Source organism: Polaromonas sp. P1_G4, assembly GCF_056405475.1.
This window is the reverse complement of the sequence record NZ_JBFUCA010000092.1, coordinates 1-11,355: the sequence shown is the minus strand read 5'-3', so window position 1 is coordinate 11,355 and position 11,355 is coordinate 1. Positions and strand designations below refer to the sequence as shown.

Annotated in this window: 12 protein-coding genes; 5 read left to right on the top strand and 7 right to left on the bottom strand. The window is 63.4% G+C overall.

All coding sequences use genetic code 11. The features are described from left to right. Positions 1-616: FHA domain-containing protein (locus AC1D1X_RS06860; protein ID WP_477698027.1), on the bottom strand; the 616-nt coding region annotated here is incomplete at its 3' end. After that, complete coding sequence (locus AC1D1X_RS06855; RefSeq protein WP_477668609.1) at positions 613-1,971, bottom strand: S1 family peptidase; 1,359 nt, start codon at positions 1,969-1,971, stop codon at positions 613-615. The genes AC1D1X_RS06860 and AC1D1X_RS06855, both read right to left, overlap by 4 nt. 117 nt (positions 1,972-2,088) lie before the next feature. On the opposite strand from AC1D1X_RS06855, the gene AC1D1X_RS06850 reads away from it, so the two are divergent. Both AC1D1X_RS06850 and ddpX read left to right on the top strand, forming a co-directional pair. Continuing rightward, positions 2,089-3,588: an AMP nucleosidase gene (locus AC1D1X_RS06850; protein ID WP_477668610.1), complete on the top strand. Its 1,500-nt coding sequence runs from the start codon at positions 2,089-2,091 to the stop codon at positions 3,586-3,588. A 91-nt stretch (positions 3,589-3,679) separates the two neighbouring features. Next, entirely contained in the window at positions 3,680-4,276 is a 597-nt protein-coding gene (ddpX, locus tag AC1D1X_RS06845) for a D-alanyl-D-alanine dipeptidase (protein ID WP_477668611.1), read from the top strand. Here the strand turns inward: ddpX and AC1D1X_RS06840 are convergent. Both AC1D1X_RS06840 and purT read right to left on the bottom strand, forming a co-directional pair. Further along, entirely contained in the window at positions 4,263-5,372 is a 1,110-nt protein-coding gene (locus AC1D1X_RS06840) for a mechanosensitive ion channel family protein (protein ID WP_477698026.1), read from the bottom strand. The two genes, ddpX and AC1D1X_RS06840, sit on opposite strands and share 14 nt — an antisense overlap. 22 nt (positions 5,373-5,394) lie before the next feature. Further along, positions 5,395-6,627 (bottom strand): formate-dependent phosphoribosylglycinamide formyltransferase, encoded by a 1,233-nt coding sequence (purT, locus tag AC1D1X_RS06835; protein WP_477668613.1) that lies wholly within the window; start codon positions 6,625-6,627, stop codon positions 5,395-5,397. 269 nt (positions 6,628-6,896) lie between these two features. Between purT and AC1D1X_RS06830 the strand changes: the two genes are divergently transcribed. Further along, positions 6,897-7,658, top strand: coding sequence for an alpha/beta hydrolase (locus tag AC1D1X_RS06830; protein ID WP_477698025.1), 762 nt, complete (start codon positions 6,897-6,899; stop codon positions 7,656-7,658). 272 nt (positions 7,659-7,930) lie between these two features. Then, complete coding sequence (locus tag AC1D1X_RS06825; RefSeq protein ID WP_477668615.1) at positions 7,931-8,743, top strand: siderophore-interacting protein; 813 nt, start codon at positions 7,931-7,933, stop codon at positions 8,741-8,743. 230 nt (positions 8,744-8,973) lie between these two features. On the opposite strand, the gene AC1D1X_RS06820 is transcribed toward AC1D1X_RS06825, so the two are convergent. The 3 genes from AC1D1X_RS06820 to pcaH all read right to left on the bottom strand — a co-directional run bounded on the left by AC1D1X_RS06820 (position 8,974) and on the right by pcaH (position 10,910). Further along, complete coding sequence (locus tag AC1D1X_RS06820; RefSeq protein ID WP_477668616.1) at positions 8,974-9,357, bottom strand: VOC family protein; 384 nt, start codon at positions 9,355-9,357, stop codon at positions 8,974-8,976. A gap of 223 nt (positions 9,358-9,580) precedes the next feature. Next, on the bottom strand, positions 9,581-10,177 hold the full coding sequence (gene pcaG, locus AC1D1X_RS06815; RefSeq protein ID WP_477668617.1) for a protocatechuate 3,4-dioxygenase subunit alpha: 597 nt from the start codon (positions 10,175-10,177) through the stop codon (positions 9,581-9,583). Between the two features lie 19 nt (positions 10,178-10,196). Next, positions 10,197-10,910: a protocatechuate 3,4-dioxygenase subunit beta gene (gene pcaH, locus AC1D1X_RS06810; protein ID WP_477698024.1), complete on the bottom strand. Its 714-nt coding sequence runs from the start codon at positions 10,908-10,910 to the stop codon at positions 10,197-10,199. A 147-nt stretch (positions 10,911-11,057) separates the two neighbouring features. Between pcaH and AC1D1X_RS06805 the strand changes: the two genes are divergently transcribed. Continuing rightward, a partial coding sequence (locus AC1D1X_RS06805) for a LysR family transcriptional regulator (protein ID WP_477698023.1) occupies positions 11,058-11,355 on the top strand: 298 nt, incomplete at its 3' end.

The window sequence follows — 11,355 nt, the reverse complement described above, 5'->3', positions numbered from 1 at the left end:
GCGTGGCTACCAGCTGTATCGCCACCGAACTGGTGCAGGCAATACGGACATGGCGCCAGAACTGCAGGTGGCCGGTAAATAGCTTGGTGGCCAGGGCCCACAGGCCCGCCCACACGGTGATCGCCATGGCCACCATCGCCATCAGGCCGGGCAATTGCCGCGCCAGCTGGGATGGCTCGGTAAGGGTCAGCCACGACTGCCCCACCACGAGCGCCAGCATGGCGGTCAATGCCAGCAAAGTCCAGCCGGTCGTGCGCCACGGAAAGTGMGGCAGCCGCTCTTCAGCGGCCACCGGCGCCTCCGCCAGGCGCAGCCCCAGCTTCAGCCGGCCCAGGGTCAGGGCCTCGCCGGCAGGCCAGCTGAACTGCGTGCCCTGGCCATGCAGCGTCCGGTTCAGCGCGACACCATTGACCGTGTCCAGCACCTGCACCATCACTTCGCCTTCCGGCGTGCGGTCTATGCGCAAGTGTTCAGCGGCCACATGGCCGTCATCCAATACCAGGTCGGCGGTGAGTGCGCGGCCCACGGTAACGGGCCAGTGCCGCACGTCAAGGCGGCCCACCAGCGCGCCATTGCGGTCGGTGGCCTGCAGCAGGGCGAGATTGCCGGCGCTCATGGTGCGGCCTCCCATTTAAAACCGCCCAGGTAATGCGCCACCAGCTTGAGGCCGTTGTCAAAACTCACACCCTGCGCATCCATGCGTCCCTGCACACCGCGTGTGGACTGGTTGACGGACATGGTCAGCACCGACACATCGTAGAGGCCCGGCAGCTTGCGGTAGGCACTCATGCACACCACGGCGCGCATGGGCATGCCGCCCGTTTCGACGAAGCGTTCGGAGCACTCGGCCGCCGTGGCCTTGCGTGAACCCCGGGTAGAGAAGTACTCATTGCCGAAGCTTTGGGAGTACATGACGGCGAAACGCAAGGGGCCCAGCTTGGGCGCGTTGTAGGCTTCATAGCGCAGGCGGATGTAGCCGGTGTTGAAATCGCCCGCAAACACGTGGCTGTCAATCTGGCAATCGGTACGCTCCAGGTCAAAGGCCTTGAAGTCGGGCTCGCGTCCGCGGCCCCAGCAACGGGCCAGGGAATCTTCGGGCACGGGCACGCTGTAGCCGCCGTGCTTTTGCGCCGTAAGCGGCACCGCTGTGAACTTTTGCGTCAGCAACGCCTGGTGCTCGCCCAGCTGGCGCGCCACCTCGGCATGTGCCGGTTTGGTGATGGGCTTGGCCGAAGCGGCCTTTGCCAGCAGCGCCTGGGCGAATTCGGCAGGAATCAGAAAACTCAGCAAATCGCCGTCCAGCCGCTTGGATACGTTGATACCGACCACCTGGCCGGCGTCGTCCAGCGCCGGGCCGCCACTCATGCCGGGGTTGAGCGCCCCGCCGAAAAAGATGCGCGGGTAAAAGCTGCGCTGCACGAGGCCGTTGTAGGTACCCTCGGTGACCGCAAATCCGATATCCAGCGGATTGCCCAGTGAATAAATGCGTTCGCCGCGCGCCAGGGGCCTGTCCGCCCCGCGAAAAGCCAGCTGCGGCATTCCTGTTGCCGGCGTCTTCACGCGCAGCAGCGCCAGGTCGTTGCGGACGTCGAAGGCAAGCAATTCAACCTCGGCCTCCTTGCCGTCCACCGGCACGTAGACGCCGCGGTAGCGCTCGGGCTCCAGCGCCAGCTGGCTGGCCACATGGAAGTTGGTGATGATGAGCCCGTTGGCCGAGACAAAAAAGCCCGAGCCCACACTGGCCTGGGTGTTGGAGTTGCGCAGCAGGGTGCGGATCTGCACCAGTTTGTCGCGCGTGGTTTCATAGGCACGCTGGGCGTCGCGGGAGATCTGGGCCGGTGCGGCGGCAGCAGGCACCTGCGCGGCGCGGCCCGGTGCGGGGGACTGCGCCTGGGCCACCTGCAGGCACAGGGCGCCGAGCAAGGCTGCAACCAGCGCGCGCAGGTGCCCCGAAGGGTTGTGGTGTTTCATCAGGGCATTCTAGGGTGTGTCACGGTACTTGCCGCACAATGATGTGCATGCCCTGCGGTGCTACGCTTTGCCGAAAACCACCTGCTGTACCTTCACCATAAAAACAAGGCTTTTTTCATGCCCTATCTGCCGCCTTTCATAGCCCCGACCCGCTACAGCGACCCGGCCGCCGCACTGGCACAGGTTCGCGCCATTTATGACCAGCAGATTGCCCACCTGCGCGATGCAATGCAGCGCTATGTGGCCGGCGAAACCCTGCCCGGCCATGTGCGCGCCTGCTACCCTTTCGTGCGCATCCATACCGACACGGTGGCACGCGCCATCCTGGAGACGCCCGACATCTCGCAGCTGAGCTTTGGTTTTGTGGCCGGTCCCGGCCGCTTTGAAACCACACTGACCCGGCCCGACCTCTACGGCAACTATTACCTTGAACAGTTCCGCCTGCTGATGCAGAACCACGATGTGGAGCTGGAAATCGGCACCAGCACGCAGCCCATCCCCATTCACTTCTCATTTGCAGAGAACGACCATATTGAAGGCAACATGGATGCAGCCCGCCGCATGCTGATGCGCGACGTGTTCGACCTGCCCGACCTGGCCGCCATGGACGACGGCATTGCCAATGGAACCTATGAACCCCTGCCCGGCGAGCCGCAGCCGCTGTCGCTGTTCACCGCGGCGCGTGTCGACTATTCGCTGCAGCGCCTGCGCCACTACACCGGCACCTCGCCGCACTGGTTCCAGAACTTCGTGCTGTTCACCAACTACCAGTTCTACATCGACGAGTTCGTGCGCCTGGGCCATGAAGCCATGGCCGACCCGGACAGCGAGTACACCGCCTTCATCGAGCCCGGCAACGTGGTGACCCGGCGCGCCGGGCTGCCCGCCGAGGCCGGCGACGAGCTTGGCGTACAGCCGCCCCGCCTGCCGCAAATGCCGGGCTACCACCTGCTGCGCGCCGACCGCACCGGCATCACCATGGTCAACATCGGCGTGGGCCCGGCCAATGCCAAAAACATCACCGACCACATCGCCGTGCTGCGCCCGCACGCCTGGATCATGCTGGGCCACTGCGCGGGCCTGCGCAACAGCCAGCAGCTGGGCGACTATGTGCTGGCCCACGGCTATGTGCGCGAAGACCATGTGCTGGACGAAGAGCTGCCGCTGTGGGTGCCGATCCCGGCGCTGGCCGAAATCCAGGTCGCGCTGGAAAAAGCCGTGGCCGACGTCACCCATGCCGTCGGCCCCGACCTCAAGCGCATCATGCGCACCGGCACCGTGGCCTCCACCGACAACCGCAACTGGGAGCTGCTGCCGGGCAACCAGCCGCAGCGCCGCTTCAGCCAGAGCCGCGCCGTGGCGCTGGACATGGAAAGCGCAACGATTGCCGCCAACGGCTTTCGCTTTCGCGTGCCGTACGGCACCCTGCTGTGCGTGAGCGACAAGCCGCTGCACGGCGAGATCAAGTTGCCCGGCATGGCCAACCATTTCTACCGCGAGCGCGTGGACCAGCACCTGCGCATCGGGATACGCGCCATCGAGCTGCTGCGCGCCGAAGGCATCACCCAGCTGCACAGCCGCAAGCTGCGCAGTTTTTCGGAAGTCGCGTTCCAGTAGTGCCGTGAAGCCCGCCAGTTGCTATACTTTTGGTAGCTGCTTGCGCTTACCTTCATTGACTTACAGCCTTATTTTTCATAAATACCTGCCCATGGAAAATCTTTCACCGCTCGTTCCTGTCACAGAAGCCAGTCATGGCGTGGTGATCGACCTGATCTACGCAGGCACCAACAACTTCACCGGCCAGGTGATTTATGACAGCCCGCTGTGCTTCTTGCATCCGCAGGCAGACGCCGGCCTGCGCAAAGCCATCACGGCCGCTAAAAACATGGGCTTTCAGCTCAAGATTTTCGACGCCTTCAGACCGCAGGAAGCGCAGGAGGCACTTTGGGCCGTGGCGCCCAACCCCGCCTACATCGCAGATCCGGCCAAGGGCTCCAACCACACACGGGGCGTGGCGCTTGATGTCACGCTGCTGGCGCCGGACGGGCAGGAGCTGGACATGGGCACGCCGGTCGACACCATGACGCGCGGGTCCCATCACTTTCACACGGCACACCCCGTCGCCATACAGGTCAACCGCATGCGGCTGCTCACGGTCATGCTGGAAGCGGGTTTTGTGCACCACCCCAACGAATGGTGGCACTACCAGTTGCCTGACGCCAAAAGCTTTCCGCTGATCGACAGCCATGCTTTCATGCACTGCGTGGCCAATGGCCAGCTGCCCACCCGGCTCAAGGCCGCCTGAGCTCGCCGGCCTGATCGGAAGGAGGGCCGGCCGCCGGCCCCCGCGGCTCGGCTGACTCGGTACGCACCAGCGGCAAATGCTGCGGGTATTCGCGCTGCATGAAGTCCACCAGCGCCTCGCGCACCTTGCAGCGCAAGTCCCAGTTCAGGCTGGAGTTGGCGGACGTCACCAACACCCGCAGCTGCATGCTGCGCTCGCCGACCTCTACCACCTGCAGCAGGCACAGCCGCTTGTCCCATTCGGGCGCCTCCTCGCAAGCGCGCCGTGCCGCCTCGCGCAGCGGGGCCAGGGGCATGCGGTAATCGACCCAGAGAAAGACGGTGCCGATGATCTGGGCGCCGGTGCGCGTCCAGTTCTGGAACGGGTTTTCAATGAACCACTGCAACGGAACGATCAGGCGCCGCTCGTCCCATATCTTCAGCACCACATACGTGCCGGTGATCTCCTCCACCCGACCCCATTCGCCCTGCACGATCAGCACGTCGTCCAGGCGGATGGGCTGCGCCAGCGCCAGCTGCAGGCCGGCAATCAGGTTGCTGAACACGGGCCGGGCCGCGATACCGATCACCAGCCCCGCCACACCCGCCGAAGCCAGCAGGCTGGCCCCGAATTGGCGCGCGCCGGGAAAGGTCATCAGCATCAGGGCCAGCCCGGTCAGCAGCACGATGAACATGGCGGTGCGCGCCAGCATGCGGGTCTGCGTATGGATGCGGCGGGCATTGAGGTTGTCCTCCACATCGACCGGGTGCAGGCCGATCACCCCCATCGCGGCCCCGCGCGCCGCGCGCATGCCTGCCCACGTCAGGGCGGCGAGCAGCAGCAGGCCATTGGCATGGCGCACCCCGTTGATCAGCGGAAAGGTATCCGGCGCGCTGTGCCAGACGATCTGCAGGGCAATCAGGGGCAGCAGCAYCTGCACCGGAGAGCGGCATTGTTCGGCGACCCGGGCCATCACCGGCATGGAACGCGTCAGCCGCAGGACAACAACAGCGCCTATGGTGTGCGCCACCAGCGCCAGAACGATGCTGATGCCGGCTGCCAGCAAGACGTGCAGCGATGAGTCGTCGGCCCAGGAGATGAGCGCAGAGAGGTTCATGCCGCAGTCCTCGTCATAGGGGTCAGCCTTTCGGCGCCCGGGGCTTGACCCGGGACGCGGCCAGCTTGGCGTTGTGGCGCGCCACCTCCACGTCGGCATCAAACGCCAGCGCCACGCCCATACGGCGTTTGACAAAACTCTCAGGTTTGCCGAACAGCCGGATGTCGCTGTTGGGCACACGCAGTGCATCGGCCACGCCGTCGAACACGATGCCCTTCGCATCGACGCCGCCATAAATCACGGCGCTGGCGCCCGGGCTCTTGAGCGCGGTGTTGACGGGCAGGCCCAGGATGGCGCGCGCGTGCAGTTCAAATTCGTTTTGCCACTGGGTGCACATCGTCACCATGCCGGTGTCGTGCGGGCGCGGGCTGACTTCGCTGAACCAGACGTCTTCACCCTTCACAAACAGTTCAACACCGAAAAGGCCCAGTCCCGAAGGTTTGCCGTCAAAGCCCAGCCCCAGGTTGTCCGTCACGGCCTTGCAGATGTCGCGGCATTTTTTCAGCGCGTTGGGGCGCATGGGGTGCGGCTGCCAGCTTTCCACATAGTCGCCGCTGACCTGGATGTGGCCGATGGGCTCGCAGAAATGCGTTTCGATGCTTCCGTCGGCGCCCACGGCTCGCACAGTGAGCTGCGTGATCTCGTAATCAAAATCAATAAACCCTTCAACGATCACCCGGCCGTGGCTGACACGGCCGCCGGCCATCGCGTAGTCCCAGGCTTTTTTGACGTCTTCGGGGCCGGAGATTTTGCTTTGGCCCTTGCCCGACGAGCTCATCACCGGCTTGACGACGCAGGGGTAGCCCGTGGTGCCATCGATGGCGGCCTGCAGCTCTTCCAGCGAATCACAAAACTTGTAGGGGCTGGTCGGCAGGCCCAGGGTTTCGGCGGCCAGGCGGCGTATGCCTTCGCGGTCCATGGTCAGGCGCGCGGCACGCGCCGTCGGGATCACGCGCACCACACCGGCGGCCTCAAGCTCTTCGAGCATGGGTGTAGCAATCGCTTCGATCTCTGGCACCACCAGATCGGGCTTTTCTTTTTCAATCAGCGCCTTGAGCTGCGCCGGGTCACTCATGGTGATGGTGCGCGCATGGTGGGCCACCTGCTGGCCCGGCGCGTTGTCATACCGGTCGGTGGCGATGGTTTCAACGCCCAGGCGTTGCAGGGCGATCAGCACTTCCTTGCCCAGCTCGCCGGAGCCGAGCAGCATGACTTTGGTGGCGTGGGAGGAAAGCGGGGTGCCGATGGTGGTCATGAGGGAGGTTCGATAGAGGGGTGTCGAGTTGCAAGCAGATTCAGGCTCAAATTATCGCAGGGCACCAGCCCTGACCACGACCAGGCCGGCACGGACTGCGCAAGGGCGCCTCTTGAAAATCGTCCGGCAAAGCCAAATGGCTTTTCGAAGCCACAAGATTAAATTACGATGATGCACTGTAGAGCTGGCTTGGGCACAAGAGCTTCAAATACCTTATACATATGGAGGGGCGCGCAGCCGTGAATACATTCACCAAGTTTCTGGCAGCCATGGTGCTGCTGATGTGCCTGAGCGTTCAGGCTGACACGGGCGCCATCGGTGTGGTCGTCATGCACGGGAAAGGCGGATCCCCTTCCAGGCTGGTGTCTGATTTGGCCTCCTCGCTTCAGGGACGCGGTTTTCAGGTCGAAAACATCGAAATGCCCTGGTCTGCGCGAAGGGGCTATGACGTCAACGTGGCAACTGCCGAAGCCGAAGTTGAATCTGCGATCAACCGCCTTCGGACAAAAGGTGTCAACAAGGTATTTGTTGCAGGCCACAGCCAGGGCGGAATATTCGCTCTTTATTTCGGGAGCAAATACAAGGTGGACGGCGTGGTCGCCATCGCGCCTGGCGGCAACGTTGGAAGCACTTTATTTCGCGAGAAGCTCGCAGAGGCGTTGTCCCTGGCTCGCAAGAACCTTGACGAGGGCAAGGGTGCGGAGAAAGTTCAGTTGTCAGATTACGAAGGCAGCAAAGGTGTCTACCCCGTGGTCACAACGCCAGCCAGCTATCTGACATGGTTTGAGCCTGAAGGTGCGATGAACCAGGTCAACGCCATGAAGGCATTCAAGGCCGAGACGCCCGTGCTTTACATCGCACCGGTCAATGACTACCCAGCGTTGGCGCGAGCCAATGGTCAACTGTTCGAACTCCTGCCGAAGCATCCACTGACCCAGCTCTATCAACCGGCGTCCAGTCACCTCAACGCACCGGCCTCGTCAGCCCAAGCCATCGGTGACTGGATGAGTACGGTCTCGGGCAACAAGTAACCCCATTGGTCCGCCCAGCCCTGGGCAGACCTTCGACTGCCCTTTGCGCCGGTTCTGGTCGCCCCTTGAGGCGCTTGCGGAGGTTGGCGCGCTGTCTTTCGGGCTATTGGCTACCCATGAGCTGCGGGCACCTCGCGCTGCGGGGCGATGAGCAGGACGCAAGCCACCGTCTTTCCCCCTTCAATCCACCAGCCCATTGCAATCAGATGATAATTATTCTCAATTAGAGTTTTAACCTTTGGGCAGCGCGATGCCTCGCCCTGAAAGACACCATGTCCACAATACCGCAGGCCACCGCCCCTTCTCCCGAGACCGCACCGCGCAAGCGCCGGCCGCCACGCCACGTGCAGGTCACTCGCGTGCAAACCCTGAGCCCGCTGATGCGCCGCATCACACTGCAAGGCGCGGAACTGGAAGGCTTTGAGGTGGCCGACCCGGCCTGCTACATGAAGCTGATTTTTCCCGAGCCGGGACAAACCGAGCCTGACCGTCCCTTGCCCGATGGCCCGCGAGCGAAGTCCATGCGCACTTACACGCCGCTGGCGGTGCGCAGCGATGTGCTGGAAGTCGATGTCGATTTTGTGCTGCACGGCGATGGCCCCGCATCCACCTGGGCGGCGCAGGCGCAGCCGGGCCAGGTGCTGTATTTGATGGGCCCAGGCCCGGGCTACAAAGTTCAGCTGGATGCGCCCGCGCATTTTTTGATCGGTGACGACAGCGCCTTGCCCGCGTTTGAAACCATTCTGGCCAGCTTGCCCGCGAGCGCGCAAGTTCAGGTGCTTGTCGAGGTGGTGGACGCAGCTGAAGAGCGCCCGCTGCAAAGCACCGCCAAAGTGAATGCCCAATGGGTCGCCCGTGGCGCCGACAACAACAAGGCCGGCCAGGCACTGGAAGCCGCGTTGCGCAAAGCCGGCGCACCCGCACCCGGCACGCGCATTTACCTGGCCTGCGAGGCGGCGGCCATGCGCCGACTACGCCAGTTGCTGATTGAAGAGCTGGGTGTGGAACGCAGCAGCATTGTGGGCCGTGGCTACTGGAAGTTGGGGACCATCAACCACCCGGACCATGATTACGGCGAGGATTGAGCCCCCACGCTCCCCCACTGCGTGTGGGTCGCTGCCCCCCCGAGGGGGCCGCCCGCCTGTGGCCCGGCAAAGCCGGTTCCACGGCTCATGCTGGGTTTAAGAGTTCAGTAGGCGTGATCAGCGTCGGGTATTTCGCAAGCGGGGGCCGAGGGTCCGGCTTCGCCGGCCCCAGGCGCCGCCCCCTTGAGGGGGGAACAGGCTACACGCAGTGAGCCTGGACGGGGGTGGATTCATCTTCGCGCATAACTTACCGTGAGCATCTCCCACTGGTGCCCCTCGGGCTCGTTCCAGTAAATGCCTTTGCCGCCAAGGTACGTGCTGACCTGCATGTCCATGGGGCCGCGCACCGAGCTGCGGTACTTGATTCCAGCCGCCTGGATGCGCCCCAGGATCGCATCGAATTCCTGCTCGCTCACGCGAAAGCAGAAATGCTCGACGGGAAAGTCTTCGTCGGTGTCGATGAAGTCCAGCGTCAGGCCTTCGTTGATGAAGACAGCCGAGAAAGGTCCTATCGTGGTTTCAGCCCACGGCACGCCGAGCAGCTCTGCCAAGGACCTGGCCGAAGCCACCTTGTCGCGCGCCGATACGATGAAGTGGTCCAGATGAATGGTCATGGCAGGCCTCTTGATGGTGTTGGCCTGTTTTATAGCGCGGGCGGGCCACGACTGTGCACCGGCGTGCGTAACAACCTTCATGGCGGCATTGCCGCCATGGCCGCGTGGCTGTAGCCTTACGAGCAGTTCTTATGAGAAAAATGGCTGCAGACCAATAGGGACGAGCGCAATCAGCTATCTAATTAATAGCAATCAAGGCCGGCCGCTCAACCCCGGTCCACGCTCACAGGTCGAAGAACACTGTTTCCTTGCCGGCGGCGCTGTCCTGCATGCGGATGTCGAATCGGTATACCGCTCCGGCCCCCGTCATGTCGCGTTGGGCAACCAGGGTGCTGCGCCGTTCGGCCGGCACGCTTGCCAGCACCGCGTCTTTGCTGTTCGCCCCCGCYTCATCATCAAAGTAGATGCGCGTGAACGTATGCACCAGCAGGCCGCGCATGGTGACGCAGACGTTGATGAACGGTGCTTGCCCCGCCACCGCACCGGGCTTGACGGTGAAGAACTCGTAATGGCTTTGCGCCAGGGTGCCGGTGCCGCAGCGGCCGAAGCCGGTGAAGCCGCGCGCTTCGGCATCGGCCACCGACGAGATGGGCTGCCCACTGCCGTCGGGCTGGGCAATCTCGACCATCGCGTCCATCACGGCATTGCCGGCGCCGTCAAACACCTGGCCGGTGATACGGATGTGCTCGCCCTTCGCAGTGGGCTGGGCCAGCACCGGCGTGAACAGGCTTTTGAGGTCGTAGCCGTATTGCGTGGGCGTAAGGCCGTAGGCAAAAAAGGGACCGACGGTTTGCGATGGAGTTTGTTTGAGTTGGCTCATGGTGTTGTCCTTCCGCCGCTTATTCAAAGCGCGTGGCTTTGGGGCCGCGCAGCACGATGTCGAACACATAGCCCAGCGCGTAGTCGGGCTGGGTCACGTCGAGGCTGAATTTCGAGACCATCAGCTCGCGCACGCTTTCGGGCGCGCCCATGTACATGGGGTCGTAACCCAGCAGCGGGTCGCCGGGGAAATACATCTGCGTGACCAGGCGGCTGGCGAAGTAGTCACCGAACAGCGAGAAGTGAATATGCTGCGGACGCCAGGCATTGGGGTGGTTGCCCCAGGGGTAGGCACCGGGCTTGATGGTCTTGAAGCTGTAGTGGCCTTCGTTGTCGGTCATGCAGCGGCSGGCGCCCAGAAAGTTCGGGTCCAGCGGCGCGTCGTGCTGGTCGACCTTGTGCACGTAGCGGCCGGCCGCGTTGGCCTGCCAGACTTCCACCAGCGTGTTGCGCACGGGGCGGCCGTCTTCGTCGAGCACACGGCCGGTGACGATGATGCGTTCACCCAGCGGGTCGCCGTTCATCACGGCATTTTTGGTCAGGTCGCTGTCCAGCGGGCCGAATTGCCCGGCGCCATAGACGGGCGCATTGAGTTGCGCCAGAGCCTGCTTGATGGGCACCAGCGGCTGCTTGGGGCCGCGCAGCAAGGTGGACTTGTAGCCTGGATAGATGTGAGGCGAATGGCTGGTCCAGTCGCGTGGGGCCAGAAAGCTGTTGTTCAGATCGGGTTTCATCGATGTCTCCAGAGGTCGAAAGAGGTTGGCGCCTTTTTAGCAGGYGCTTTTCGGGTTTTTCGTGCTGAGCCGACTTTAATCGGCCGAAACAGTTATGTATATTGACATTTTCTCGACTTATCCATAACCAGATGGTCAAATCGGAGCATGGTCGATGAACGCATCAAATACCGGCACCTGCAGTGCTTTCTGGCGGTGGCGCAGCATGGCAGCCTGCAAAAGGCGGCCGACGTGCTCGCCATCACGCAGCCCGCCGTATCCAAAACCCTGAAAGAACTTGAGGGCCTGCTGGCGGTGCGGTTGTTTGAGCGCGGGCGCAAGGGCGCCGTGCCCACACGCGAGGGCGAAGCCTTTTTGCGGCATGCCGGCGCCAGCGTCGCGCAGACACGGCGGCAGGGCAGCGCGGTGWTTGCCAACGGTGTGCTGCCGTCGGTGGCACCGTGGC